Below are 26,489 nucleotides of genomic sequence, written 5' to 3'. Positions count from 1 at the left end.
GAAAACGATTACACTCACGTAAAAAAGATATAAACATGGAACATACTGAACCAAATGCCTGCATGTCAATTAAAGATTTTGAATCTAATCTAAAACAGGTTCATACTGATAAATATATAGAAACAGCCCAAAATGTAAGGCTTTATGTTAAAGATTACGGTCAGGGAAAACCTGTTATCTTGATTCATGGATGGCCACTTTCTAATGAAATGTGGGAATATCAAATTGACCATTTAGTCCAAAATAATTATCGTGTTATTGCTTACGATCGCCGCGGTTTTGGAAAATCTTCTCAACCGTGGAATGGCTATGATTATGACACTTTAACTGATGATCTTAAAGAAATTATCGAGCAATTGGAATTAGAAAATGTAACACTGGTTGGTTTTTCAATGGGCGGCGGTGAAGTAGTTCGTTATTTTAGTCGTCATGGCGGAAAAGGCGTTATCAAAGCTGCTTTGATTTCATCTATTATTCCTTTTCTTCTAAAAACGGATGATAACCCAGATGGACATCCAAAAGAAAAAAGCGAAAATACAGCAGCAGCTATCAAAGAAGACAGAATCGGATTTGTAGACAATTTTGGAAAAACATTTTTTGGCATTAATATCATCAACAAACCAATTAGCACTCCACTATTAGAATACTATAGAACATTGTGCTCACTTGCATCTCCAAGAGCAACTTTGAAATGTGCAGAATCTTTTTCATACACAGATTTTAGAGACGAACTTGATTTTATAAAAGTCCCTACTTTGATCATTCATGGAGACGATGACAAAATCGTACCAATTGATCTTACTTCGCGAAAAGCAGCAAAAGCAATTGCAAACAATACATTTATTGAATATGAAGGAGCACCACACGGTTTGTTTTATACCGACAGAGAAAAACTAAACGAAGATTTACTTCAATTTTTAAATTCATAGAAAAACTTTAAAAAGTATCCAAAGAGCAAGCAGATAATGCTAACTGCTTCTTTGGATATTTTTTATTCTTGTGCTCTTTTATTTACAGATTTTTAAAGCTATTTTTGGAAATCTAATTTCGAATAAAATGGCACGTACAGAATCGACAATGCTTCCTTTAGGGACAATTGCTCCAGATTTTTATTTAAAAGACACCAATTCTAATGATACTTTTAATTTCGAAGATCTAAAAGGGTCAAAAGGAACATTGGTAATGTTTATTTGTAATCATTGTCCGTTTGTGCATCATGTTATTCCAGAAGTTGTGATGATCGCAAATGACTATCGTGTACAAGGAATTGGGGTAATTGCCATTTCAAGCAATGATGTTATAAAATATCCGCAGGATTCGCCAGAGTTAATGACCGCATTTGCTATGGCAAATAAAATTGACTTTCCTTATTTATATGACGAAAGCCAAGAAACTGCCAAAGCTTATCAAGCAGCCTGTACTCCTGATTTTTATTTATTTGACAATCAAAAGCGTTTGTTTTATCGCGGACAGCTGGATGATTCCAGACCAGGTAACGGAATTACCCTTAGCGGAAGCGATTTAAGAGGTGCAATTGATGCTTTAATTTATAACAGAAGCTTAAAAGAAACTCAAAAACCAAGTTTGGGCTGCGGCATTAAATGGAAGTAAATACGCACTAAATCCAAAAAGATTCCCTATCTTTGCAAATCAATTTAATCATCCTTATGGGAAATAAAATACTACATACAGCCTCTAAACAGTCGTTTTGCATTGCAAAACCGCTAGATGCTGTAATTATTTCACATAATAAGGCCTTTATTAATTAGGCCTCCGTCTACTTCAGTTTTCTTCTTTTTGACGGAGGATTTACATCAACTTAAACATTTATTTATTTGACAAAATTCATTTTGGGTCAGATATTTTTTTGTTTTTCTATTTAAAAGTTTTAGTTCAAAAAACTAAAAAAATATTCGTTTTTAATAAATCCTAAGAAGAAAAATTAGCTCGATTTTAATAACAATAAATTCAATTATAGATATGAAACCAATACCTACTTTCTGTAAATCAGATTATCAATTTCTAAGAGAATTGATTTTAAAAAGTAAAAACTCAACGAATACAAAAGAAGCCAATCAGCTTTCGCAAGAACTGGATCGTGCCGTAATAAGCAAAGAAAGCGAATTGGATAGTTCTGTTATACGCATCAATTCTTTTGTAACAATTGAAGATGTCAAAGCCAAGAAACAAATGAAAATCCAGATCGTTTTACCTTCTGCTGCAGATGTAAAACAATCTAAAATCTCAATCTTAGCACCTTTAAGTGTTGCTATTATTGGCTTTAAGGAAAATGACGAAGTAGATTGGGAACTGCCGGCTGGAATAAAAACTTTAAAAGTAGTAGCTGTAGACAATTCGGCAGTACATCATTCTTAACTTTTTAAACACCTCATTCTGTGACGGTGTTTTTTTATATCTATTTGAAAAATAAAAAAAACTGTTCAATGAACAGTTTTTTTTATGCTTATTCTAAAATACAAATTATAATTGTGAATGAATATAATCTGTAACTGATGCCAATTGAGTTTCATCAAGCTTCGCTTTCTTACCCATTCTTACTAAAATTGGTCCCCATTCTTCTTTGGTAAATTTTTTCGGCTCGTACAATTTGTGGCATTTAGCACAATTATTATCATAAAGATTTTTACCAGCTTCCAATTCAGGTGTCAATGTCACAGTTTTTGAAGTCTCTGTAGGCGCTGCAGCTACCGTAGTCGACTTTTGTGTACCACAGGAAACCATAAATAATGCAAGTCCCGCAAGGATTAAAATATTTTTCATCAGCTTTGTTTTTTTAGTAAAAATAAAAAAAATCCCATTCGAGATTCGAATGGGATTCTATTTATAACAATCCTAAATTGCTATTAAACTCTTATTTTACGTCCATTAATTCAACGTCAAAAATCAAAGTAGCGTTTGGCGGAATAACTCCTCCAGCACCAGATGGTCCGTATCCTAAATCAGAAGGAATTACAAAACGAGCTTTGTCTCCAACTTGTAATAAAGCGATACCTTCATCCCATCCTTCAATAACTTGTCCAATTCCTAATTTGAATTCGATTGGTTTTTTACGTGGGTAAGAAGAATCGAAAACTTTTCCGTTTTCTAAAGAACCTTCGTAGTGAACAGAAACTGTTTTTCCTGCTTCAGCTCTTTTTCCTTCTCCTTTTTGAATCATTTTATAACGTAAACCACTTTCTGTTTTATCAAAACCAGCAGCTAATTGTTCCATTTTTGCTTCAGATTCTGCTTTTAAAGCTGCTTCTCTTTTTAGACGGGCACCTTTTAAACCAATGAAAGCTTCAATAGCGTTCCATTTTTGAGCTTCTTCTCCAACTCTGATAATTTCTACAGACTCTAAGTTATCACCTTGAGCAACAGCATCAACAACATCTTGTCCTTCAATAACATGTCCGAAAACAGTATGTTTGTTATCTAACCAAGGAGTTGGAACGTGAGTAATGAAAAATTGAGAACCATTACTTCCAGGTCCTGAGTTTGCCATAGATAAAACTCCTGGACGGTCATGTTTTAAACTTGGGTGAAATTCATCATCAAATTTATAACCTGGATCTCCAGTTCCAGTTCCTTTTGGGCAACCTCCCTGAATCATGAAATCTGCAATTACTCTGTGGAAAGTTAATCCGTCATAGAATTTTTGTCCTTGAGGTTTTACTTTATTTTCCATATTTCCTTCAGCAAGAGCCACAAAGTTACCTACAGTTCCTGGTGTTAAATCGTGTGTCAATTTTACTAAAATCGAACCTTTGCTAGTATTGAATTTAGCGTATATTCCGTTTTCCATGTTGTTATTTTTAATTTGAACGCAAATTTACAAATTAATTTTTTAATCAATTTGCGCTTTCTGTTTTTTAGATTTTGATTTATAAGTAAGGCCGTAAATCGTTAATGATATTAAAGATAAAACCATACAACCGATCGTTACAGCTGGCCATCCGCCTAATTTCCAAAGTAATAAACCATAAGCCGATCCCGCAGCCGTTCCTAAAAAGGTAAACGACATAAATACGGTATTCAATCTGTTTCTGGCTTCGGGCAATAAAGAATAAACTCTTGTTTGATTTGAAATGTGAACGCCTTGAATTCCGATGTCAATAAACACAATTCCGATTGCAATTCCGATTACACTTTCAATAGCAAAATAAAACATTATAAAACTGATTAAAACCAATAGACAGCCATAACCAACCGCAATTCTTGAATTTCCTTTATCTCCCAATTTCCCGACCAAAGGCGCTGCTAAAGCTCCTGAAGCACCAACAATTCCGAACAAGCCGATTGTAGCACTATTAAAACCAAAAGGTTCTCCAGAAAGCAATAAAACCATTGTGGTCCAAAATGCTCCAAATTGAGCAAAACTGAAAACATTGATAGCAGTTGCTTCTCGTAAAACTGGCTGTGTTTTTATTAGCGTAAATAAAGATCTTATTAATTGACCATAAGTTCCTTGAAACTGTGGTTTATTAACTGGGAATTTACTTTGAATAACAAAAAAGATCAAAAGACAGATCCCCGCAGCAATATAAAACATAGATCTCCAGCCTAAAACCTGACCGATAAATCCGCTCAAAGTTCGCGAAAGCAAAATTCCGACTAAAAGTCCGCTCATAATGGTTCCAACAACTTTTCCACGCTCTTCTGGCGCACTCAAAGAGGCCGCCAAAGGCAGAATTAGCTGCGGTACAATAGATGTAATTCCAATTAATAAAGAAGCAATTTGCAACACTAGAAAACTTTTTGCCGTGGCTGCAATCAACAACGCAATTACAGTAGCAAAAGTGGTCATTAAAATTTGTCTTTTTCGTTCTAATTTGTCGCCAAGCGGCACCATAAAAAATAAACCAATTGCATAACCTGCTTGAGTAAGATAGGTTATTGTTCCTGCGCTGGCTTCTGGAATTTTAAATTCATTGGCAATTAAAACAATCAAAGGCTGGCAGTAATAAAGATTTGCAACTATAAGACCAGTGCAAACTGCCATAAAAAGTACATTTGTTTTGGATAAATTCATGCTGCAAAAATACCAATCTAATCTTTAGCAGAACTTTAAAAAAAGTATAATTTTTAAGATTTTTATAAACCATATAAGTTATATAAGTTCATTTAAATAGCTTGCCGAAGTATAAAACACCTCCAAAAACTTAAATTTCTTATATCCCTTATATGGTTTATTTATTTTGATTTTTTACTATTTCAAAAAATCTTCACGAGCGGGACCAAAAACGTCTGTCAACATTCCTGTTTCCAAGCAAACCACACCATGAATTGCGTGAGGCGGAATATAAAAACTATCGCCTTCTTTTAATGTTTCGGTTACACCGTTTATCGTTACATCAAATTTTCCGCTGGCTACATAAGTAACCTGTGTATGATAATGTTCATGCAGAACTCCGATTCCACCTTTTTCAAAATGAACATTTACGAGCATAACTCTTTCATCAAAAGCTAGGATTTTACGTTTAATTCCTTCTCCAACTACTTCCCATTCGATTTCGTCGCCTTTTATAAACTCTTTACTTGTTCCGATATTCATGTTTTTATGTTTTTTTTATTGAATGCTTTTAAGATCTTTTTCCATTAACTGTTTTCCTGTAGTTAAATTGTTTCTCTCAAAATACTTTTCTAATTCTGTTAGCCTTTTTTTATTGTCGTATTTAATTCCTGAATTTAATTTTCTTTGGCAATTTGAACACAGTCTAAGTGTATGTTCATCCGTTTCAGACAAACTATTTGTTCCATTCATTACGCAATCAGCATCGATACAATGATAGAGTCCAAACATATGCCCAATTTCATGAGAACAAATTTTCAACAATCTTTCCAAACACAAAGTAAAATCTTTATTTTGTAATCTCTTGTCATACAATCTGTAAATTGAACTTACAGCAATTCTATCTCTGTAAGACGCCAAACCAAAAACAAAACTCCATTCGGGTTTAGGATACAAATCTACTTCAGTTAACGCCATTAATCCAATTCCGTTTTGAGGTCTTTCTTTTTTTAAAACGCTGTCAAGAATAAAACCTGCTAAAAATTGTTCATTTTGATCCGGACCAATTCTCCTTGCTTGTTTCGGAATAACATCATTGGAAATATCTTCCAAAGTATTCGTTTTTAACTGGAAAAATATTTGTAGATATTCACGAACTAATTCAATTTGTTTCATCTGTAAAGAATCAAATTGACCTAAAGGCTGCAAATAAATAATATTATTTTCTTTTGTTGGAATTGTGTGTTTTGATTTAACAAACTGCTCAAAAGTCTGCCCTTTTTCTTTACGAGAATACAACCAATCTCCTGGTTTTGGAGGAAAAAGTTTGATATCATTTTCTGAAATATCTTCAAAATAATCATTCTTCTCACTTTTAGAATTACAAGCAAAAAGAATCACAAAAACCAGAAAAAGAAGTTTCTTCATAAATTAATTTTAAATTAGATTTTTAGAAATAAAATCAGAACTTGATTGAATTGATTCAAAAGAATTTGTAGCAAAATTATTTTCCTGTTCTACAAAAAAATGAATCATTCCCGATTGTTTTGCTGTTGCAAATAAAGGTTTAAAATCGATCGTTCCAGAACCAACTTCGGTATTTAGTTCACTATTGTTTTTAGCTTTATCTTTGACATGCCACATTTTAAAACGTCTCGGATTTTCATTAAACAATTTCAAAGGATCATTTCCTGAATGAATTACCCAATATAAATCCAATTCAAAAAAGACCAAATCTTTATCGGTTTCTTTTAATAAAATTTCAAAACCTGTAACGCCATCGTGTTTTTGAAATTCAAAATCATGATTATGATACGCCAGTTTCAAACCTGCTTTTTTACACATTTTAGCAGCTTCATTTAATCGCAAAGCAATCTTTTTGTAATCTTCAAGATTTCTTCTAAAAGGTTCGTCAACCCACGGAACAGTCAAAAATTCACTTTTTAGAGCTTTTACAGCTTCAATCGAAGCAATTAATTCTGTTGTATTTCCGTCATACAAAAAGCTTCCTAAATTATAATGTCCACTTACCGCCTTTAAGTCATTATCATCCAAAATCTTTTTAAGCTCTTTTGGAGTTATGCCCCAAAATTGAGCTGCAGTCGAAAATCCGTATGTTTCAACTGTTGTATATCCTGCTCTAGATACTTTTTCTAAAGTTGTTTTCACATCTTTTGGAAGTTCTTTTCTTAGCGTGTATAACTGAAGTCCTATTTCTTTTTTTTCCATAGAAAATGCTAATGAAGGCCGAGCCCAAACAGCAGTCGTGGCAAGTCCTGTGGTTACTATAAAATTTCTTCTTGTAATCATTTGGTTAGATAGTTTCAGATAGTAAATTTATAATAAAAAATGATTCTCAAAGCTTTTTATAAAGTTTTGAAGTGCTGTAGCCGTTTCTTCAACTACAATTTTTCCATCTTGATTAATTTTACCTCGAATCCCCTGAATTAAAAGCTGCATATTTTCATCAAATTGGGCTTCAAGAGTTTTCATTATTAATAAAAGTTGTTCATGGCCCATTTCGCCAGAAGCAGAAGCAGTTATTAAACCCGTTTTTTTACTCGAGAAAATAGTAGTCGAAACACACCATTCTAATGCGTTTTTCAGACTTCCTGGTAAACTAAAAACGTATTCGGGAGTACAAATTAAAATACCATCAGCACTATTAATTTTGTTTCTGAATGAAATTATTTCTTTTGGAGGATTTTCATTATCCAAATCTGGATTAAAATGAGGAAGAGCTGCTAAACCCTCAAATATTTCAACTTCAAATCTTTCTTTCAAATGATTCGAAACATATTTGAGAATTTTAAAATTACTGGAATTATTTCTGGTACTGCCTGTTATAGCAAAGATTTTTATTTTAGTTGAAGACATTGTTATAAAATAATAAATAGTATTTTCAAAGTAGTGACTTTAAAAATACTATTTATTTGTAGAGAAAGCCTTAAAGACAATCTAAAATTTTCTATTTGCCCGTTTTCGAACTTAGACCTACTAAGTTTTTTGAGTCTATCGATTGTGGAGGAAATTTTTGTTTTTCATTTTGCAATAAATAAATTTTTCCTTCTTTATTTATATACACATAATCATATTTCCAAAAAGATGGTCCGGCAATTCCTGCATCATCATTATTTTCTCTAGTAAACACCTGATCTGCATAAAGAAGTATTTCATTATTCTGATCGTCATGTAACACTCTCACAGGTGGCCCCCAAGTCTTTATAAGTTTCTGCTTGGTCTCTCCAAGCCACTTATCATTCGTTTTATTGGTATTGGAGCACGATGTCTGCAAAACCGCTAACACAAGTAAAAGTAAAGTTTTTTTCATAAGCAAGTCTGGTATTTTTTTAAGTTTGAATAGTAAGTTCTTATAAATTTAACACTATTTTATCAAATAAACGTACCGCTACTTTATTTTAATATTAAACTCGATAAAATGCACAATATCTCGATGAAATGCATTATTTAAGCGTAAAATGCGATATTTATGTAAAAAAGTGTTCTTACAAATCTTTAAATATTAGCAAATATTAACTTTGTATCTTTGCCAGCAAGAAAACTATTGAATAAAAATGCGAATTGACATTATTACCCTTTTACCTGAGTTGTTAAAAAGTCCTTTTGAGGCTTCAATTATGAAACGTGCTATTGATAAAGGCCTGGTTGAAGTTCATTTTCACAACCTACGTGATTATAGCACCAACAGACAAAAAAGTGTGGATGATTATCCTTTCGGTGGTGGCGCCGGAATGGTGATGACAATTCAGCCAATTGATGATTGCATTACGCATTTAAAAAGTCAACGAGAATATGACGAAGTAATTTACATGTCTCCTGACGGTGAAACTTTAAACCAAAAAATGGCCAACAAAATGTCTATGTATGAAAACATCATCATTTTATGCGGACATTATAAAGGTGTTGACCAAAGAGTTAGAGATCATTTTATTACAAAAGAAATCTCTATCGGCGATTATGTTTTATCAGGAGGAGAATTAGGAGCTATAGTTTTATCTGATGCTTTAATCCGATTGATTCCAGGTGTTTTAAGTGATGAAACTTCAGCATTGACAGATAGTTTTCAAGATAATTTACTTTCAGGACCAATTTATACAAGACCTGCAGATTACAAAGGATGGAAAGTTCCTGAAGTTTTAACCAGCGGACATGCAGCCAAAATCGATAAATGGCGCGAAGATATGGCGTTCGAACATACTAAAAATAGACGTCCAGATTTGTTGGAAGGACATTAAAAAAGTTTTCAGTCTCGGTTTTCAGTCTCGGTTCTGTGACTGAAACTGAGACAGAGACTAGATTTAAAAACCTTTTTATCAGACAGTTAAAATAATTTACAATTTATAATTCATAATTTATAATTATTTTCTACATTTGCACCCGAATTTGACCAACCTCTGGCGAGATCCGTGAATGTTGTTCTAATATAAAAACCATAATTTAAATTATCATGGCAGATTTATTAAAATTCGTTCAAGACGAATTCGTTGCTAAAAAAGATTTCCCAGATTTCGGAGCTGGAGACACTATTACTGTTTTCTACGAAATTAAAGAGGGTGAAAAAACAAGAACTCAGTTCTTTAAAGGAGTTGTGATTCAAAGAAGAGGTTCTGGTAACACAGAAACTTTTACTATCCGTAAAATGTCTGGATCTGTTGGTGTTGAGCGTATCTTCCCAGTAAACTTACCAGCTTTACAAAAAATCGAAGTGAACAAGAAAGGTGCTGTACGTAGAGCTAGAATTTTCTACTTCAGACAACTTACTGGTAAAAAAGCTAAGATTAAAGATAAAAGAAGATAATCATTTATCAAAATGTTATAAAAAACTCGTTTCATCTCGTTTGAAACGAGTTTTTTTTATGTTCTATTTTCATCACTAACAAAACTGTAATTTTTTAATACCAAAATCATCGATTTAGCAATTTAAAGAGCTCGAAATAACAATCTGTTAATTTCTTCTTTTCTCATCAAAACTCAACCGATTTCGTTGTGTTTTTACTATATTTGCTCCGCTCATTTTGAGCCGAATATATCTTTTACATCGTTAACTCCTGACGATACGATTATAAAAAAAAAAGAAAATGAATAAATCAAAAATTTTTTACACCTTAACTGATGAGGCGCCGTTATTGGCAACTTACTCTTTGTTACCAATTGTTCAAGCTTTTACGGCAACAGCTGGAATTGAAATCGAAACCAGAGATATTTCGCTGGCAGGAAGAATTTTATCAAACTTCCCAGAATCTTTGACTGATGCTCAAAAAACTGGAGATGCATTGGCAGAATTAGGTCAATTAGCAACTCAGCCAGAAGCTAACATCATTAAATTACCAAACATTTCAGCATCTGTACCGCAATTAAAAGCGGCTATTGCTGAATTACAATCGCACGGATACAACGTACCAAATTTCCCAGAAGATCCACAAAACGATGCTGAAAAGGAAATTAAAGCAAAATATGCAAAAGTATTAGGTTCTGCTGTAAACCCAGTTTTACGTGAAGGAAACTCTGACCGTAGAGCTCCAAGAGCAGTTAAAAACTTTGCAAAAGCAAACCCTCACTCAATGGGTGCTTGGTCTGCTGACTCAAAAACTAAAGTGGCTTCTATGTCAGGTGGAGATTTTTACGGAAGTGAAAAATCTGTTACAGTAAATGAGGCTAACGATGTAAAAATCGAATTTGTTGCTAAAGACGGAACTTCAACTGTTCTTAAAGCAAGTACTCCATTAAAAGCTGGTGAAATCATTGATAGTTCTGTTTTAAGCGTAAGCAAATTAAAAGCTTTTGCTGCTGATGTAATTGCTGAAGCTAAAGCTGCAGGAGTTTTACTTTCTGTACACTTGAAAGCTACCATGATGAAAGTTTCTGATCCAATTATCTTTGGCGCTATCGTTGAAGTATATTTTGCAGATGTTTTCAAAAAATATGCTTCTTTATTCGCAGAATTAAATGTGGATACTAAAAACGGTTTGGGCGATATCTACGCTAAAATCGCTGGAAGACCTGAGCAAGCTGAAGTTGAAGCTGCTATCGATCAAGCAATCGCTAACGGACCAGCTTTGGCAATGGTTAATTCTGATAAAGGAATTACAAACTTACACGTTCCATCTGACGTTATTGTTGATGCTTCTATGCCAGCAATGATCCGTACTTCTGGACAAATGTGGAACAAAGATGGAAAAGCACAAGATACATTTGCTGTAATTCCAGATCGTTCTTACGCTGGAGTTTATACTGCAACTATCGATTTCTGTAAAAAACACGGTGCTTTTGATCCAAAAACAATGGGAAGTGTTCCTAACGTTGGATTAATGGCTCAAAAAGCAGAAGAATACGGATCTCACGACAAAACTTTCCAAATGAAAGCTGACGGTGTTGTTCGTGTTGTTGATGCAAACGGAACTGTTTTAATGGAGCAAAACGTTGAAGCTAATGACATTTTCAGAATGTGTCAGGCAAAAGACGCTCCAATTCAAGACTGGGTTAAATTGGCTGTAAATAGAGCTCGTTTATCTAGCACTCCTGCTGTTTTCTGGTTAGACGAAAACAGAGCACACGATAGAGAATTAATCGTAAAAGTTCAAAAATATCTTAAAGACTACGATACTACAAACTTAGATATCCGTATTTTAAATCCAATCGCTGCTACTGAATTTACTTTAGACAGAATCATCAAAGGTTTAGATACTATCTCTGTAACTGGAAACGTTTTACGTGATTACTTAACAGATTTATTCCCAATCTTAGAATTAGGAACTTCTGCTAAAATGCTTTCTATCGTTCCTTTAATGAACGGTGGTGGATTGTTCGAAACTGGTGCTGGAGGTTCTGCTCCTAAACACGTAGAGCAATTTACAGAAGAAGGATATTTACGTTGGGATTCATTAGGAGAATTTTTAGCTCTTGGTGCTTCTTTAGAGCATTTAGGACAAACTTTAGACAATTCTAAAGCAATTGTTTTATCTGAAACTTTAGATCAAGCTAACGATAAATTCTTAGCAAACGATAAATCTCCAGCTCGTAAAGTTGGGCAAATTGACAACCGTGGATCTCACTTCTATTTAGCATTCTACTGGGCTCAAGCTTTGGCTGCTCAAACTAAAGATGCTGAATTGAAAACAATCTTTACTCCAATTGCTGCTGAATTTGAAGCTAACGAAGCTAAAATCGATGCAGAATTAATTGGTGCTCAAGGAAAAGCACAAAACATTGGAGGTTACTACCAACCAACTCCTGAATTGGTAAGCAAAGCAATGCGTCCAAGCGAAACATTCAACGCTATCGTTGCCAAAATCAAATAATCAAAGAATACAGCTGTATTTCTAAATAAACAAAAAGGACAACTCACAAGGTTGTCCTTTTTTTATCTTAACTTTTGTTTAACAAAGGTTTCGCAAGAATATTTAGTAAGAATTTGTTAACTATGTAAATCAAAATCACTGTAATGATTCCAAAAAATACCTGCACATTTTTTCTTTTTATTGTAACGATTTTCACCTCATTTGCACAGGAAAAATTCACTCTAAGCGGAACTATCACCGACAGCAAAAACAACGAAACCTTAATAGGAGTTAACATCTATATTCCTTCTCTAAAAATTGGAACTACTACAAACGAATATGGCTTTTATTCTCTTTCTGCTCCAAAAGGCGAATATGAAATCGAGATTAATTACGTCGGATATCAAACCATTCAAAAAAATATTACTTTAAACCAAAATAAAAAAAGCAACTTTTCTATTAGTTCTGGCGAAGAACTTCAAGAAGTGGTTGTTACAGAAAATAAAGGCAAAATCAATGTCAAATCACCTGAAATGAGTGTCAATAAACTTTCAATTTCAACGATAAAAAAAATGCCCGTTGTTTTAGGTGAAGTTGATGTCATCAAATCTATTTTATTGCTTCCGGGTGTAACTAATGCAGGAGAAGGTGCTTCCGGATTTAATGTTCGCGGAGGTGGTGCCGATCAAAACCTGATACTTTTAGACGAGGCTACTATTTTTAATTCATCTCACGTTTTCGGATTCTTTTCTGTTTTTAATCCGGATGCTATTAAAGATTTAAAACTGTATAAAGGAGGTATTCCAGCACGTTACGGCGGAAGAGCTTCTTCTGTTCTCGATATTTATCAAAAGGACGGAAGCAGTAAAGATTTTCATATGAATGGTGGTATCGGATTAATTTCTAGCCGCCTTCTTGCTGAAGGTCCTATTGTAAAAGACAAAGGTTCTTTTTTAATTGGCGGAAGAGCTTCTTATGCTCATTTGTTTTTAAAATTCTCAGAAGACAATAAAAACAATGCTGCTTATTTTTATGATTTGAATACCAAATTAAGCTACAAATTTAATGATAACAACAGTTTGTATTTATCGGGTTATTTTGGCCGTGATGTTTTTAGTTTGAATAAAAGTTTCACCAATACATACGGAAATTCAATTCTAAATTTACGATGGAATCATTTGTATTCTGACAAGTTATTTGCCAATCTATCCCTCATTTACAGTGATTATTATTACGGATTGGATCTTAATTTTGTTGGTTTTAATTGGGATTCAGGTATTAAAAACTACAATATCAAATACGATTTCAAACATTATCTTTCCGATAAATTAAAACTAAGCTACGGAATAAACGGAACTTATTACCAATTTAATCCCGGAACGATTAAACCAACTGGCGAAGATTCTGGAATTAATCCCGATCAACTGGATAAAAAATATGCTTTTGAACCTTCCGTTTATTTAGACGCCGAAAGTCAGCTTTCTGATAAAATCAATATCTCTTACGGATTGCGATATAGTCTTTTTTACCGATTAGGTTCTTCAACTATCAATTATTATGATAATGATCAAGCCGTTATTTTTAATACTAATACGGAGATTTATGAAAAAGGAACACCGACTTCTACAAAATATTTCGGCAAAAATAAAGTCATTAAAAGTTACAACAATTTTGAACCCCGTTTTTCTGTTTCTTACCAGTTAAACGAAAATCAAGCAATCAAGGCTAGTTATAACCGAATGACACAGTATCTTCAGTTAATTTCAAACACCTCTTCTCCTACTCCTCTTGATGTTTGGATGCCGAGCGACAAGTACATTAAGCCACAACTTGCAGATCAAGTCGCTCTAGGGTATTTCAAAAACATTCTTAATGGCGATTATTCATTCGAAATAGAAACTTATTATAAAGAAATTCAAAATAGACTCGATTATATTGATGGAGCCGATTTAATTGCTAATAATGCAATTGAACAAGTAATTTTAAATGGACAAATGAGATCTTACGGTCTTGAAATTATGTTGAAAAAAAATAAAGGAAAATTTAACGGCTGGATTGCCTACACTTTATCAAAATCAGAACAACAAACTCCGGGAAGAACTCCAGAAGAAACCGGAATCAATAATGGTCAATGGTATGCTTCTGCTTATGATAAAACACATAATTTAGCCATTACCTCAGCTTATAATTTAAATGAAAAATGGTCATTTGGAGCTAACTTTGCTTTACAATCTGGGCAGCCTGTTTCGTATCCAAACGGTCAATATGAATATTTAGGAATTACAGTTCCAAGTTATGGTTCAAGAAATGAAAACAGACTTCCTGCTTATCATCATCTGGATGTTTCTGCAACTTTGACACCACGAAAAAATAAAGACCGAAACTGGAAAGGAGAATGGGTTTTTAGTATTTATAATTTATATAACAGACAGAACGCTGCCTCTATTAATTTTCAACAAAACGTTGATACTGGTAATAACGAAGCAATTAAAACATCCATTTTTGGAATTGTTCCTGCAGTTAGTTATAATTTTAAATTCTAAACACTTTTTTATCACAAGGAATAAAAAATACAGTATGAAAAAAGTAATCTTAATAATCGTGTTTTTCATCTCAATTTGCTTCTCAGGTTGCGAAGAAGTTGTTGATGTAGATTTAGATACGGCACCTCCAAAATTAGTTATTGAAGCTGCCATCAATTGGGAGAAAGGAACTTCTGGAAACGAACAAACAATAAAACTCACTACAACAACTGGTTATTTTGACAATGTAATTCCAACTATTTCTAATGCAATTATTTTCATTAAAAATAGTCATGGCGAGCAATTCAATTTTATAGAAGTTAAAAAAACGGGGCAATATGTATGTACTAATTTTAAACCTGTCATTGATGAGGAATACACTTTAACGGTCATTAGCAGAGGAAACAGATATATCGGAACTGAAATTTTAAAATCTGTTGCACCTATTACCAGAATAGATCAAAATAATCAGGGTGGATTTACAGGAAAGGATATCGAAGTAAAAGCGTTTTACAATGATCCTGCCGATGCAGATAATTTTTATCTGTACAAATATTTATATCCTAATAAAATAAAATCAACCTATTACGTAGACGAGGATAAATTTTTTAACGGTAATGAATTTTTTAGTCTTTCAGATGATGAAGATTTAAAACCTGGATATGAAATCGAAATAACGCATTACGGAATCTCAAAACAATACTATAATTACATGAGCATTTTAGTTAGTATTGCCGGAAGCAATATTGGAGGGCCTTTTCAGACTCCTCCGGCGACTGTAAAAGGAAATATGGTCAATGTGACTAATAAAGAAAATTATCCTCTAGGTTATTTTTCGCTCTGTGAAACCTATTCTCAAAAATACACTGTAAAACAATGATGTTGCCTCTTATTAAAACCTTAACCGAAAAAAAACTAATAGGGCATTCTATAGAAATGTCTTTTATTGAAAACAAAACCTTTCAATTATGGAGTGGTTTTATGCCAAGACGAAAAGAAATTAAAAATTCTATCGGTGCGAATTTATATTCTTTAGAAGTTTATAATGAAAATCATTTTGACAATTTTGATCCTAATGAGAGTTTTCAGAAATGGGCTGCAGTTGAAGTTTCAGATTTTGAAAATGTCCCAGAAGAAATGAAAACTCTAATTATCCCTAGTGGTTTGTATGCTGTTTTTCTTCATTTAGGTCCAGCGACAGAAGCGCATAAAACTTACCATCATATCTTTGCAGAATGGCTTCCAAATTCAGAATACACTGTAGATGAAAGACCTCATTTTGCAGTAATGGATCACAAATACAAAAAAGACGATCCTAAGTCTGAAGAAGAAATCTGGATTCCGATAAAAAACAGAAATTAATTATGATTACCGAATCTTTAAAAACGCTTTTCAATAGAGATTTAAGCAAACTAAAAGTCGAAATTGAATCGTACCAAAATGAAAATTCAATTTGGATAATTGACAAAAACATTTCTAATTCTGCAGGAAATTTGTGCCTTCATTTAATGGGAAATATCAATACCTATATTGGAGCACGACTTGGCAATACAGGATATGTTCGTAATCGACCGTTAGAATTTTCACTGAAAGATGTTCCCAGAACAGAATTAATCGATAAAATCGAAAACACAATTACAATGGTCAATACGGTTTTAGATTCTTTAACCCAAGCCGATTTACAAGCCATTTATCCCGAAATTGTTTTTGAAGAAGAAATGACAACCGGTTTCTTTTTAATACATCTTTCAACACATTTGGCCTATCATTTAGGTCAAATCAATTACCACAGAAGACTTTTGGATTGCTAATTGTAGATTTTAGATTTTAAATTGCAGATTGTTGAATGTAGATTGTAGATTGCTCATTTCAAAAAATCTAAAATCTAAAATATGCAATCTAAAATCCCGCTCCTCAACATATGTAAATGTTTTAAAAATTAGAATTACGAAACCTTTGTATTCTTAATTCTAATTTTTAAAACATGAAACATTTAATTGTATTTCTATTATGTGTTTGTGCATTTCAAACCAAAGCACAAACTTTCAAAAATCCGGATTCTCTATTTAATCCTGCCCCTTATGGTTTTAGTCATGCTTCTTCTGTCAAGACATCTGGAGAACTGGTTTACATTTCTGGCCAAAGCGGAGGTTTAGGAAAAGATCATATTTTAAGTTCCGACTTTAGAGAACAAGTCCAAGCTGCCTTAAAAAACTTGACAACCGTTTTAGACAGTTATCGTTTGAAACCAGAAAACGTCATGAAAATCACAATCCTGATCGTAGATCATTCTTCAGAAAAACTCAAAATTTGGGAAGAAGAAATCAGTAAAACATGGAAAAAGAAACCATTTCCAGCCAGTACTTTAATTCCGGTTCCAAGATTAGCACTTGACAATATGCAGATAGAAGTAGATGCCGTTGCTTTTAAAGCCAATTAAACAAATTGATTTCCTGTCAAAGCCCATAACTTTCGTACATTTGCGGCATATTTTAAATCAACTCTAAATGTCTTCACACCATATTGTACGCGACGATCAGGAACCTGCCTTAATTATTGCTAACGGAGCTGCCTGCAGTTCTGAACTTCTAGGACAATTATTAGAATGGTCGCCGTTGGTAGTGGTTTTAGATTCTGCTATTGAAAGAGTAATCGAATTAGGAATTAAAGTAGATGTTCTTTTAGGTGATTTTGACCGAGGTTTTGATCCCGAAATTTACAGAACAGCGCAATATCCTATCGAAATTGTACATACTGAGGATCAAGAAAAAACAGATCTCGAAAAAGCCTGTGATTATCTTGTAGAAAGAAAAATTCCTGCTGTAAATGTCGTTTGGGCAACAGGAAAACGTGCCGATCATACGATTACCAATCTTACTAACATTGTTCGCCATCGTGATTCGCTTAAAATTGTAATTCTGGACGATCATTCGAAAATATTTCTTTTACCTAGAAAATTTGAAAAATGGTATACAGCCAAAACGCCAATTTCACTTATTCCAATTGGAGTTGTAAACGGAATTTCATCAACTAATTTAAAATATGAATTGAATGACGACACGCTTACAATGGGCTACAGAACTGGGAGCAGTAATTCTGTTGAAAAAGATGGCATTGTGAGTATTACACATAAAGATGGTGATCTACTTATGATGGAGTGTTTTGATTAGAAGCAAATTCCTGCTGTCCACTGTATCTTTTGTGGTGAACCCCACCACAAAAGGATGCCGTTTCCATCAGGGCTAGGGATTCATTTTCAAAACAAGTCTTTCTTACCTATCTTTGCAACCGAAATCAATAAAAATGAAAGCAAACGACAATTCTGAAAAAAACATTCTACACCCAAGAAACCTTCATCGTAATCGCTATGATTTCGAAAAACTAATTTCGAGTTGTCCAGAATTAAAAGCTTTCGTTGCCATCAACAAACATGGAATCGAAACGATTGATTTTAGTGATCCAAATGCTGTAAAAACGTTAAACAGCGCTTTACTGAAAACCTATTACGATATTCAGAATTGGGATATTCCTAAAAATTATCTCTGTCCGCCAATTCCAGGACGAGCAGATTACATTCATTACATAGCCGATTTATTAGCAGAAAGCAACAATAATGAGATCCCAAAAATACCAACTGTTTTAGGTTTGGATGTTGGAACGGGTTCTAATTTGATTTATCCGATATTAGGAAATTCTATTTACAATTGGAGTTTTGTTGGAACCGATATTGACAAAAAAGCAATTCAAAATTGCAGTAAAATTATTGAAGCCAATCCAAAACTAATCGATTCAATTAGCTTACAACAACAGACAGAACCAAGGTTTATTTTCAAAAATATTATTACCCCCGAAGATCGATTTACCTTCACAATGTGTAATCCTCCTTTTCATGCATCTGCAGAAGAAGCGAATAAAAGCGCATCAAGAAAAGTCACAAATCTAAATCCGAAAGAAAAAAGAAATACAAATCCTGTTTTAAATTTCGGAGGACAAAATGCCGAATTATGGTGCAACGGCGGCGAAATTGGATTCATCACACAAATGATTTACGAAAGTGCAAAATACGCTTCGCAGGTTTTGTGGTTTACCACTTTGGTTTCTAAAAAGGAAAATCTTTCTTCAATTTATAAAACTTTAAAGAAAGTGAATGCAGTTTCTGTTAAAACGATCGACATGGCACAAGGACAAAAAACAAGTCGCATTGTGGCTTGGAGTTTTTTAAATAATGCTCAACACCTTTCTTGGAAATTTTAAGATCCCTGATTTTTTAATGACTCATAATATGTCACTCCTCTGGAGCTTTATACGATGTGATTATGACTTTTCTATAAATATTTAGCTCCTCTGGAGCCTTAACATAAATTGATATAAAAAAGATTTTTAAATAGTCCCAGCGGGACGACATATTTATAGGGAAATTTTAGACCTATTTTTCAAAGCCCCAGCGGGGCGAAATATTTTTTTACAAAACACTTTTCAATTATCTGATTTCCAAAACAAAATCTTGATTTTATAATTTGCTTTCGCTAAATTTATTATAAAATATTAAAAATCAAGATCATGGCAGAGTACATTGGTTATCTCGCATCTGTTTTTATAGTTGGTGGTTTTTTATTGAAAAACCTTCAAACTATTCGGCTTATCAATATGTTTGGCTGTATCTGTTTTGTTATTTATGGCATTTTTTTAAATGATTACCGCGATTTCAGTCAATGGCTTTGGCCTGTAATTATTCCGAATGCAATTTTAGCTTTTGTACAGATTTATTATCTGACTTCAAAAAAGGATAAATCTTAAAATTATGATATTTTAAAATAAAATTGTGATACACTTTCCGCTTACGATAATCGTAACTTTAAGTTCAAAATCGAATTTTATTACTATGTTTAAACATTATTCCCGAATCATTATTCTCTTATTTTTACTCTCCAGTTGTGCTTCAAAAAAAGCAAAATTTGAAGATTATGTTTTTAAAACCAAAAGTGAAGAAATAAAATACCAATCTGCTTACGACAAAGCTTTAAGACTTTGGAATATTCCTTATACCGAAGAAGATGTAAAAACAAGTTTTGGAACGGCACACGTTATTATCGCTGGACCAAAAAATGCAAAAGCTTTAGTTTTACTTCACGGAATGGACGCCAGCTCCACAATGTGGTATCCCAACATAAAAGCAATGGCAAAAAATCATCGTATTTATGCTATTGATTTTATTATGGAACCTAATAAATCGAATTTGACTTCAAAAGCACTTTCGTCAGAAGAAATTGCTGTTTTTTATAATGAGGTTTTCAATTATTATAAATTAAAGAAATTTGACATTGTCGCAGCTTCGCGAGGCGGCTGGATTGCTACATTATTAGCAACTGAAAAACCTAATTCGATTGACAAAATTGTTTTACTGAGTCCAGCACAAACTTTTAAATTTATTGATCAGGTCGGAAAAACCACTTCCGCAATAATGTTAAAGCTTTTTCCAAGTGAAAAGAAATTTGGCAAAACTCTCACTACCTTTTCTACGCATCCAGAAAACATCAGTGTGATTTATAAAAGGCAATTTTATTTGGCTAATAAATATGCAAAATCCAATTCTAGTATGCTAAAAATGCACCCATTTTCTAACAAAGATTTAGAATCGATACAAAATCCAGTTTTGGTTTTAATTGGAGACAAAGATGTAATCAATTCTGAAGAAAGTCTCGAACGAGCTCAGAAATATTTAAAAAACAGTAAAACTAAAATGGTAAAAGATGCGGGACATTTTTTAACTATTGATCAGCCTAAAATAGTGAATGATGCTATTATTAATTTTTTAGATTAGCACACAATCTTCGTATCTTTACAAACCTAATTTTCATCAGCAACAAATGAATTTCCACGTAGCCTCAGAATATAGTCCAAAAGGAGATCAGCCGCAAGCCATACAAAAATTGGCGCAAGGTGTAATCGACGGAGAAAAATATCAAACTTTATTAGGAGTTACAGGTTCCGGAAAAACATTTACCGTTGCCAATGTAATACAAGAAGTTCAAAGACCTACTTTGGTTTTAGCACACAACAAAACCTTAGCTGCGCAATTGTATTCCGAATTCAAACAATTTTTCCCGAATAATGCGGTAGAATATTTCGTTTCTTATTACGATTATTATCAGCCTGAAGCCTTTATGCCGGTTACGGGAGTTTTTATTGAAAAAGATTTATCTATCAATGAAGAACTAGAGAAAATGCGTTTAAGTACCACTTCTTCCCTTCTTTCTGGACGTCGTGATGTTTTGGTTGTAGCATCTGTTTCTTGTTTATATGGTATCGGAAACCCTGTTGAATTTCAGAAAAACGTAATCGAAATCACTCGGGATCAGGTTATTTCGAGAACCAAACTGCTCCATAGTCTGGTACAAAGTTTATATGCCCGAACTGAAGCTGATTTTAATCCTGGAAATTTTAGAATAAAAGGAGATACTGTCGAAGTTTTCCCTAGTTATGCTGATGATGCTTACAGAATTCATTTTTTTGGAGATGAAATTGAAGAAATAGAATCTTTTGACCCTCAAACTTCTCTGGTAATCGAAAAGTTTAAAAGATTGACCATTTATCCTGCCAATATGTTTGTTACTTCTCCAGAAGTTTTGCAAGGTGCTATTTGGGAAATTCAGCAGGATTTAGTGAAACAAGTCGATTATTTTAAAGAAATAGGAAAACATCTCGAAGCAAAGCGTTTGGAAGAAAGAACCAATTTTGACTTAGAAATGATTCGTGAATTAGGTTATTGTTCTGGAATTGAAAATTACTCTAGATATTTAGACGGACGCCAAGCAGGAACAAGACCTTTCTGTTTGCTAGATTATTTCCCAAGTGATTATTTAATGGTCATTGACGAAAGTCACGTAACGGTTTCGCAAGTTCATGCCATGTATGGAGGCGACCGCAGCCGTAAAGAAAATCTTGTAGAATACGGTTTTAGATTACCAGCTGCAATGGATAACAGGCCATTGAAATTTGAAGAATTTGAAGCTTTGCAAAATCAGGTTATTTATGTTTCTGCAACTCCTGCCGATTATGAATTACAAAAATCAGATGGTATTTATGTAGAACAGATTATTCGTCCGACTGGTTTATTAGATCCAATTATCGAAGTTAGGCCAAGTTTAAACCAAATAGATGATTTGATTGAAGAAATTCAAGTTCGTTGTGAATTGGACGAAAGAGTTTTGGTAACAACCTTAACCAAAAGAATGGCCGAAGAATTAGCCAAATATTTAACTAAAGTTAGTATTCGCTGTCGTTACATACATTCTGAAGTGGATACTTTAGAACGTATTGAAATTATGCAGGATTTAAGAAAAGGACTTTTTGATGTTTTGATTGGTGTAAACTTACTTCGTGAAGGTCTCGATTTACCTGAAGTTTCTCTTGTTGCGATTTTAGATGCTGACAAAGAAGGTTTTTTAAGAAACCACAGATCATTAACTCAGACAATCGGGCGTGCCGCAAGAAACTTAAATGGTAAAGCTATAATGTATGCTGATAAAATTACAGCAAGTATGCAGCGAACCATTGATGAAACAGAATACAGAAGAACGAAACAGATCAATTTCAACGTTCAAAACAATATAACGCCACAGGCTTTAAACAAAAAAATCGACAGTGCTTTCACCAAAAATCCATTGGTTGAGTATGAGTTAGGACATCCAATTCCTGTTGCAGCTGAGCCAGAAACGGCTTATTTATCTAAGACTGAATTAGAGAAAATGATTCGCGAAAAACGAAAAACAATGGAAAAAGCTGCTAAAGAATTAGACTTCCTTCAAGCCGCTAAATTAAGAGATGAAATTAAAAAATTACAAGAACAATTAGCCTAAACAATTAATATACAAAAAGTTAAACTCAGCAAAAGAAGAAGAATTTACTTTAAAAATAATCTTACAAAAATAGTTTAGATTACATACTAAAATTTGTTAGATTTATCAAAATTTAAATTCTGAAATGAAATATCGTTTACTCTTTTTTATTTTTTTAATTTTTAATGCAATTTCTACAGCACAATCAGATCAAAACGATTATTGGAATGAAGAAAAAGAAAATTCATCAGATATCATAAAACCTTATCTGCTTTCTATACATCCACTCGGAATTTACATTTCCAGATTAAATCACAATTTTAATGTTCGTTCTCCCGAGAAATATTCTTTCGGATTCGAAGTTTCCAGCGGAAATGTTGTGCTACCTTATGTAAAATCATACGAGTTAACTGATCCAAATGATCGTGAGTATTCTAAAAATACTCCTTGGCATGCTCGTGAATTTGCATTTGATTTAGACAAAGTTCCTTCTAAAATCAAAGAATTTACAGCAGATGGCGTGATCCGTTCTTATCGTTTCACTTTTACATTACCGCTTACTGTTCATCACGAACTTAGTTTTAATCTTCGTGCCAATTCGTTAGATCGCGGAAAATATCCTTTTTCGATTTTTACTTCTGATGAAACTATCGAATGGTTTCACCGCAATATTGCCGGCGGAAAAGATCCTTTTTCCAGATATCATTATGGTGTAAATCAAGCGGGAATATCTTATAAAGATGAGAATAACAAAGTGATTACAATGGAAAATAATGATTTTATAATTCCAGGATTTGAAATCAATTATAATTATTATCCAAAGTTAGAAATGAATAAAAAGCATCATATTTATTTGAATTTTGGAGCTCAACTTGGCATCAATACTACCAAATATAATCCCGTTGCAGATATTGGCGTTTCCTCTTCTATCCTCAAAAAAATGATCATTAGAGACAAAAATATTCTGAGTTTTGGTTTAAGTGCAGGAGCTTTACGCCAGCATTTTATAGAATACGGAGATCGCGTTAACATCAGCAATCAAGATTTCCTGTATAGTTTTGAAGGTTTGATTGATTACAAAGTAAAACTCCGAAATAATAATCGTATTTCTTATGGCATTAATTATAATTTTCAAACCGCATTCAACAAAAAAAAGGATGTAGATTATATTGTTTTTACTGGTGAAAGAATCAACACGCACTGGCAGAAAACAATTTATCATCTCTATGAAGATTTAGAAGGATGGAGCTTTATTTGCACCTATTCGACTAAGCGATTCTCTTATTTTGTATATTTCCGTGAAGATTTAAACTTAGATAATGCACCCGATTTTCAGACCGGCATTGGCTTAAAAATGTCTATCAAAAAGAGTTAGAATTCTATTTTACAAAACAAAAAACTACCAGATTAACCATGAAACTAATTTTAAGAGAATACAATCTCAAACTTAAACATACTTTTACTATTTCAAGAGAATCCATTGATTTTCAGCCTTCCTTAATTGTAGAATTGCAAAGCGATGGTTTTTCAGGTTTTGGAGAAGCTACTTCAAATCCTTATTATCATATTACAGTTCCGATGATGATTGCTGATCTGGAAAAAATCCGATCAATTATTGAAAATACAGAGAACGAAACTCCCGAGGTTTTTTGGGCAAAAATCCATCCGTTTTTAAAAGATGACATGTTTGCTTTGTGCGCTTTAGATTTGGCTTACAACGACTTGTATGCACGCAAAAAAGGCAAGAAATTATATGAATTATGGAACTATAAAACCGATCATAATCCATTAACAGATTACACCATTGGAATTGATACAATTGAAAAAATGGTTTTCAAAATGCAGGAACTTCCTTGGCCGATTTATAAAATCAAATTGGGTACGAAAGAAGATATTGCCATTGTAAAAGAATTAAGAAAACATACTAATGCCATTTTTAGAATTGATGCCAACTGCGGATGGACGGTCGAAGAAACTATAAATAATGCTGTAGAATTAAAAAAACTAGGCGTTGAATTTCTGGAACAACCTATGAAAGCAGATAATTGGGAAGGCCACAAAGAAGTTTTTAAACATTCTGTTCTTCCTGTAATTGCCGACGAAAGTTGCATTATTGAAGAAGATGTAGCCAAATGTTTCAATCATTTTCATGGTGTAAATGTAAAATTGGTAAAATGCGGTGGATTAACTCCAGGAAAACGCATGATTGAAGAAGCCAAAAAATTAGGCTTAAGAACCATGGTCGGTTGCATGACCGAATCTACTGTCGGAATTTCTGCAATTGCGCATTTATTGCCACAATTGGATTATGTTGATATGGATGGAGCTTTGCTTTTGGCCGAAGATATTGCAACTGGAGTAACCATAAAAAATGGTGTCGTAAGTTATTCTGATTTAAACGGAACTGGAGTTACACTTTTATAAAAATGATAGTCGAAAGATTTCCCGACCGCACGATTGAAGTAGACCAAAAACATTATTTGTATTTTGGAGGAACCGCGTATTTGGGACTTCCAACAAATAAAAATTTTCAGGATTTAGTTGTTCAGAACATTTTAAAATGGGGAACGACTTATGGAAGTTCCAGAACGGCCAATATTCAATTAACAGCTTACGATGCAGGCGAAACGTTTTTAGCTTCTCATATTGACTCAGAAAGTACACTAACGGTTTCTTCTGGAATGCTGGCTGGAAAATTAGTTTTAGAAAAATTGAAAAAGCAGACGGATTCTTTTTTTCATTTAAATGAAATTCATTCGGCCATTCAGATTGAAAATAGTGTTCCTGTTTTTGTAAATGGAAAACTGAACGATCGTTTATTAGATCCAAAACCAGAAAAAATAACGATTTTAACAGATGGCGTTCCTTCTTTTCAAACGAAGCCTGTTGATTTGTCTTTTTTAAAACAAATTTCAGCTTTTAAAGAAATTACATTGGTTATTGACGAATCACATTCGTTAGGAATTATTGGCAAAAATGGTTCTGGAATTTATGCCGAAATTGATTTTCCAATTAAAAGAAAAATCTTGGTTTCGTCTCTTGGAAAAGCTTTCGGATTAACAGGCGGTGTTGTTGCTTCAGACTCTGATTTCATTTCGGAACTAAAAGAATTAGAAACCTTTACAAGCGCCGCAGGAATGAATCCAGCTTTTGTACAAACGCTTTCTGATGCTTCTGAAATTTATAAAATACAGCATCAAAAACTTTTAGGTAATTTAAGCTACATTGATTCGATTTTAATTCAAAATCAAAATATTAAGTTCGACAAAAGCTATCCTTTAATTTATTTATTATCAAATGAATTAGTTCATAAATTAAAGGAAGAAAATATCATTATTGCCAGTTTCAGATACACCAAAGAATCCGAACCGCTGAATAGAATTGTTGTAACCGCAAATCATACAAAAGAAGATTTGGACAAATTAGTTGGTGTTTTAAATAATTACAGCTCTTAACCACAAATTACACAAATTCTCGCAAATTACTTTTCTTTTAAAATTCTGAAATTTGCGGAAATTCGTGGCATTTGTGGCAAAAAAATAAACCGTACATTTGTAAAAAATAAACGATGACAAATAACGATATACTTAAAAAACTTCGCGTGGCTTTGATGCTCCGTGATGACCAAATAGTTGAGATTTTAGAATTGGTAGATTTTAGAATTTCAAAATCAGAATTGGGTGCTTTTTTTAGAGCAGAAGATCATCCAAATTATATGGAATGTGGCGATCAGGTTTTACGTAATTTCCTAAACGGATTGGTAATTCATTTGAGAGGAACTAAAGAAAACCCTAAAAATCCAAATGAGGTTTTAGCAAAA

At 33.2% G+C, this 26,489-nt stretch carries 28 protein-coding genes; 20 read left to right on the top strand and 8 right to left on the bottom strand.

Annotated features, from left to right (window positions below; genetic code table 11):
- Positions 1-35 precede the first annotated feature (35 nt).
- The 3 genes from VGE71_RS20230 (at position 36) to VGE71_RS20220 (ending at position 2,376) form a co-directional block, all read left to right on the top strand.
- The gene (locus VGE71_RS20230; protein ID WP_414656183.1) at positions 36-929 is read left to right on the top strand and encodes an alpha/beta fold hydrolase; all 894 of its coding nucleotides are present in this window, start codon (positions 36-38) and stop codon (positions 927-929) included.
- Between the two features lie 127 nt (positions 930-1,056).
- Positions 1,057-1,611, top strand: coding sequence for a thioredoxin family protein (locus tag VGE71_RS20225; protein WP_331139913.1), 555 nt, complete (start codon positions 1,057-1,059; stop codon positions 1,609-1,611).
- A 369-nt stretch (positions 1,612-1,980) separates the two neighbouring features.
- Positions 1,981-2,376: a GreA/GreB family elongation factor gene (locus VGE71_RS20220; protein WP_331139912.1), complete on the top strand. Its 396-nt coding sequence runs from the start codon at positions 1,981-1,983 to the stop codon at positions 2,374-2,376.
- A 105-nt stretch (positions 2,377-2,481) separates the two neighbouring features.
- Here VGE71_RS20220 and VGE71_RS20215 read toward each other — a convergent pair whose 3' ends face one another.
- The 8 genes from VGE71_RS20215 to VGE71_RS20180 all read right to left on the bottom strand — a co-directional run bounded on the left by VGE71_RS20215 (position 2,482) and on the right by VGE71_RS20180 (position 8,342).
- Positions 2,482-2,781: a cytochrome c gene (locus tag VGE71_RS20215; RefSeq protein WP_331139911.1), complete on the bottom strand. Its 300-nt coding sequence runs from the start codon at positions 2,779-2,781 to the stop codon at positions 2,482-2,484.
- A 91-nt stretch (positions 2,782-2,872) separates the two neighbouring features.
- Complete coding sequence (locus VGE71_RS20210; RefSeq protein ID WP_331139910.1) at positions 2,873-3,805, bottom strand: peptidylprolyl isomerase; 933 nt, start codon at positions 3,803-3,805, stop codon at positions 2,873-2,875.
- Positions 3,806-3,847: 42 nt separating this feature from the next.
- Positions 3,848-5,002 (bottom strand): MFS transporter, encoded by a 1,155-nt coding sequence (locus VGE71_RS20205; RefSeq protein ID WP_331139909.1) that lies wholly within the window; start codon positions 5,000-5,002, stop codon positions 3,848-3,850.
- Between the two features lie 207 nt (positions 5,003-5,209).
- Positions 5,210-5,554 (bottom strand): cupin domain-containing protein, encoded by a 345-nt coding sequence (locus VGE71_RS20200; protein ID WP_144214888.1) that lies wholly within the window; start codon positions 5,552-5,554, stop codon positions 5,210-5,212.
- A 15-nt stretch (positions 5,555-5,569) separates the two neighbouring features.
- A complete protein-coding gene (locus VGE71_RS20195; RefSeq protein WP_331139908.1) occupies positions 5,570-6,439 on the bottom strand; it encodes an archaemetzincin in 870 nt (289 codons plus the stop codon).
- Between the two features lie 9 nt (positions 6,440-6,448).
- Positions 6,449-7,321, bottom strand: a complete 873-nt coding sequence (locus VGE71_RS20190) for a sugar phosphate isomerase/epimerase (RefSeq protein WP_331139907.1) — start codon at positions 7,319-7,321, stop codon at positions 6,449-6,451.
- Positions 7,322-7,348: 27 nt separating this feature from the next.
- The gene (locus VGE71_RS20185; RefSeq protein ID WP_331139906.1) at positions 7,349-7,888 is read right to left on the bottom strand and encodes an NADPH-dependent FMN reductase; all 540 of its coding nucleotides are present in this window, start codon (positions 7,886-7,888) and stop codon (positions 7,349-7,351) included.
- A gap of 91 nt (positions 7,889-7,979) precedes the next feature.
- Positions 7,980-8,342 (bottom strand): hypothetical protein, encoded by a 363-nt coding sequence (locus VGE71_RS20180; RefSeq protein ID WP_331139905.1) that lies wholly within the window; start codon positions 8,340-8,342, stop codon positions 7,980-7,982.
- Between the two features lie 244 nt (positions 8,343-8,586).
- On the opposite strand from VGE71_RS20180, the gene trmD reads away from it, so the two are divergent.
- From trmD to VGE71_RS20095, 17 genes are all read left to right on the top strand, one after another.
- Positions 8,587-9,267 carry a tRNA (guanosine(37)-N1)-methyltransferase TrmD gene (gene trmD, locus VGE71_RS20175; protein WP_331139904.1) on the top strand — a complete coding sequence of 227 codons (681 nt, stop codon included), beginning with the start codon at positions 8,587-8,589 and terminating at the stop codon, positions 9,265-9,267.
- Positions 9,268-9,479: 212 nt separating this feature from the next.
- Positions 9,480-9,830, top strand: a complete 351-nt coding sequence (gene rplS / locus VGE71_RS20170) for a 50S ribosomal protein L19 (protein ID WP_144214894.1) — start codon at positions 9,480-9,482, stop codon at positions 9,828-9,830.
- Positions 9,831-10,110: 280 nt separating this feature from the next.
- The gene (locus VGE71_RS20165) at positions 10,111-12,330 is read left to right on the top strand and encodes an NADP-dependent isocitrate dehydrogenase (protein ID WP_331139903.1); all 2,220 of its coding nucleotides are present in this window, start codon (positions 10,111-10,113) and stop codon (positions 12,328-12,330) included.
- 143 nt (positions 12,331-12,473) lie between these two features.
- Positions 12,474-14,852, top strand: a complete 2,379-nt coding sequence (locus tag VGE71_RS20160) for a TonB-dependent receptor (protein WP_331139902.1) — start codon at positions 12,474-12,476, stop codon at positions 14,850-14,852.
- A gap of 34 nt (positions 14,853-14,886) precedes the next feature.
- On the top strand, positions 14,887-15,711 hold the full coding sequence (locus tag VGE71_RS20155; protein ID WP_331139901.1) for a DUF4249 domain-containing protein: 825 nt from the start codon (positions 14,887-14,889) through the stop codon (positions 15,709-15,711).
- Positions 15,711-16,193, top strand: a complete 483-nt coding sequence (locus tag VGE71_RS20150; RefSeq protein WP_331139915.1) for a GyrI-like domain-containing protein — start codon at positions 15,711-15,713, stop codon at positions 16,191-16,193. Before VGE71_RS20155 ends, VGE71_RS20150 begins: the two co-directional genes overlap by 1 nt.
- 2 nt (positions 16,194-16,195) lie before the next feature.
- Positions 16,196-16,642, top strand: coding sequence for a DinB family protein (locus tag VGE71_RS20145; protein WP_331139900.1), 447 nt, complete (start codon positions 16,196-16,198; stop codon positions 16,640-16,642).
- 173 nt (positions 16,643-16,815) lie between these two features.
- Positions 16,816-17,271 (top strand): RidA family protein, encoded by a 456-nt coding sequence (locus tag VGE71_RS20140; protein WP_331139899.1) that lies wholly within the window; start codon positions 16,816-16,818, stop codon positions 17,269-17,271.
- A gap of 67 nt (positions 17,272-17,338) precedes the next feature.
- On the top strand, positions 17,339-18,001 hold the full coding sequence (locus tag VGE71_RS20135; RefSeq protein WP_144214900.1) for a thiamine diphosphokinase: 663 nt from the start codon (positions 17,339-17,341) through the stop codon (positions 17,999-18,001).
- 133 nt (positions 18,002-18,134) lie between these two features.
- Positions 18,135-19,085 (top strand): 23S rRNA (adenine(1618)-N(6))-methyltransferase RlmF, encoded by a 951-nt coding sequence (gene rlmF, locus VGE71_RS20130; protein ID WP_331139898.1) that lies wholly within the window; start codon positions 18,135-18,137, stop codon positions 19,083-19,085.
- A gap of 306 nt (positions 19,086-19,391) precedes the next feature.
- Positions 19,392-19,628, top strand: a complete 237-nt coding sequence (locus tag VGE71_RS20125) for a uroporphyrinogen decarboxylase (protein ID WP_331139897.1) — start codon at positions 19,392-19,394, stop codon at positions 19,626-19,628.
- Between the two features lie 85 nt (positions 19,629-19,713).
- Positions 19,714-20,652 (top strand): alpha/beta hydrolase, encoded by a 939-nt coding sequence (locus VGE71_RS20120; protein ID WP_331139896.1) that lies wholly within the window; start codon positions 19,714-19,716, stop codon positions 20,650-20,652.
- Positions 20,653-20,698: 46 nt separating this feature from the next.
- Entirely contained in the window at positions 20,699-22,690 is a 1,992-nt protein-coding gene (uvrB, locus tag VGE71_RS20115) for an excinuclease ABC subunit UvrB (RefSeq protein ID WP_331139895.1), read from the top strand.
- Positions 22,691-22,814: 124 nt separating this feature from the next.
- The gene (locus VGE71_RS20110) at positions 22,815-24,044 is read left to right on the top strand and encodes a hypothetical protein (protein WP_331139894.1); all 1,230 of its coding nucleotides are present in this window, start codon (positions 22,815-22,817) and stop codon (positions 24,042-24,044) included.
- 38 nt (positions 24,045-24,082) lie between these two features.
- Positions 24,083-25,093, top strand: a complete 1,011-nt coding sequence (locus VGE71_RS20105; RefSeq protein ID WP_331139893.1) for a dipeptide epimerase — start codon at positions 24,083-24,085, stop codon at positions 25,091-25,093.
- A 2-nt stretch (positions 25,094-25,095) separates the two neighbouring features.
- A complete protein-coding gene (locus VGE71_RS20100) occupies positions 25,096-26,124 on the top strand; it encodes an aminotransferase class I/II-fold pyridoxal phosphate-dependent enzyme (RefSeq protein WP_331139892.1) in 1,029 nt (342 codons plus the stop codon).
- A gap of 113 nt (positions 26,125-26,237) precedes the next feature.
- A partial coding sequence (locus VGE71_RS20095) for a DUF1456 family protein (RefSeq protein WP_331139891.1) occupies positions 26,238-26,489 on the top strand: 252 nt, incomplete at its 3' end.

This window comes from Flavobacterium sp. (assembly GCF_036405015.1).
Lineage (GTDB): Bacteria > Bacteroidota > Bacteroidia > Flavobacteriales > Flavobacteriaceae > Flavobacterium.
Note: the sequence above shows the minus strand (reverse complement) of the source record. Positions and strands in the feature narration are given on the sequence as shown.

Coding starts and splice junctions, on each gene's coding strand:
- VGE71_RS20230 (WP_414656183.1), top strand. CDS start 36: ATGGAACATACTGAACCAAATGCCTGCATGTCAATTAAAGATTTTGAA.
- VGE71_RS20225 (WP_331139913.1), top strand. CDS start 1,057: ATGGCACGTACAGAATCGACAATGCTTCCTTTAGGGACAATTGCTCCA.
- VGE71_RS20220 (WP_331139912.1), top strand. CDS start 1,981: ATGAAACCAATACCTACTTTCTGTAAATCAGATTATCAATTTCTAAGA.
- VGE71_RS20215 (WP_331139911.1), bottom strand. CDS start 2,781: ATGAAAAATATTTTAATCCTTGCGGGACTTGCATTATTTATGGTTTCC.
- VGE71_RS20210 (WP_331139910.1), bottom strand. CDS start 3,805: ATGGAAAACGGAATATACGCTAAATTCAATACTAGCAAAGGTTCGATT.
- VGE71_RS20205 (WP_331139909.1), bottom strand. CDS start 5,002: ATGGCAGTTTGCACTGGTCTTATAGTTGCAAATCTTTATTACTGCCAG.
- VGE71_RS20200 (WP_144214888.1), bottom strand. CDS start 5,554: ATGAATATCGGAACAAGTAAAGAGTTTATAAAAGGCGACGAAATCGAA.
- VGE71_RS20195 (WP_331139908.1), bottom strand. CDS start 6,439: ATGAAGAAACTTCTTTTTCTGGTTTTTGTGATTCTTTTTGCTTGTAAT.
- VGE71_RS20190 (WP_331139907.1), bottom strand. CDS start 7,321: ATGATTACAAGAAGAAATTTTATAGTAACCACAGGACTTGCCACGACT.
- VGE71_RS20185 (WP_331139906.1), bottom strand. CDS start 7,888: ATGTCTTCAACTAAAATAAAAATCTTTGCTATAACAGGCAGTACCAGA.
- VGE71_RS20180 (WP_331139905.1), bottom strand. CDS start 8,342: ATGAAAAAAACTTTACTTTTACTTGTGTTAGCGGTTTTGCAGACATCG.
- trmD (WP_331139904.1), top strand. CDS start 8,587: ATGCGAATTGACATTATTACCCTTTTACCTGAGTTGTTAAAAAGTCCT.
- rplS (WP_144214894.1), top strand. CDS start 9,480: ATGGCAGATTTATTAAAATTCGTTCAAGACGAATTCGTTGCTAAAAAA.
- VGE71_RS20165 (WP_331139903.1), top strand. CDS start 10,111: ATGAATAAATCAAAAATTTTTTACACCTTAACTGATGAGGCGCCGTTA.
- VGE71_RS20160 (WP_331139902.1), top strand. CDS start 12,474: ATGATTCCAAAAAATACCTGCACATTTTTTCTTTTTATTGTAACGATT.
- VGE71_RS20155 (WP_331139901.1), top strand. CDS start 14,887: ATGAAAAAAGTAATCTTAATAATCGTGTTTTTCATCTCAATTTGCTTC.
- VGE71_RS20150 (WP_331139915.1), top strand. CDS start 15,711: ATGTTGCCTCTTATTAAAACCTTAACCGAAAAAAAACTAATAGGGCAT.
- VGE71_RS20145 (WP_331139900.1), top strand. CDS start 16,196: ATGATTACCGAATCTTTAAAAACGCTTTTCAATAGAGATTTAAGCAAA.
- VGE71_RS20140 (WP_331139899.1), top strand. CDS start 16,816: ATGAAACATTTAATTGTATTTCTATTATGTGTTTGTGCATTTCAAACC.
- VGE71_RS20135 (WP_144214900.1), top strand. CDS start 17,339: ATGTCTTCACACCATATTGTACGCGACGATCAGGAACCTGCCTTAATT.
- rlmF (WP_331139898.1), top strand. CDS start 18,135: ATGAAAGCAAACGACAATTCTGAAAAAAACATTCTACACCCAAGAAAC.
- VGE71_RS20125 (WP_331139897.1), top strand. CDS start 19,392: ATGGCAGAGTACATTGGTTATCTCGCATCTGTTTTTATAGTTGGTGGT.
- VGE71_RS20120 (WP_331139896.1), top strand. CDS start 19,714: ATGTTTAAACATTATTCCCGAATCATTATTCTCTTATTTTTACTCTCC.
- uvrB (WP_331139895.1), top strand. CDS start 20,699: ATGAATTTCCACGTAGCCTCAGAATATAGTCCAAAAGGAGATCAGCCG.
- VGE71_RS20110 (WP_331139894.1), top strand. CDS start 22,815: ATGAAATATCGTTTACTCTTTTTTATTTTTTTAATTTTTAATGCAATT.
- VGE71_RS20105 (WP_331139893.1), top strand. CDS start 24,083: ATGAAACTAATTTTAAGAGAATACAATCTCAAACTTAAACATACTTTT.
- VGE71_RS20100 (WP_331139892.1), top strand. CDS start 25,096: ATGATAGTCGAAAGATTTCCCGACCGCACGATTGAAGTAGACCAAAAA.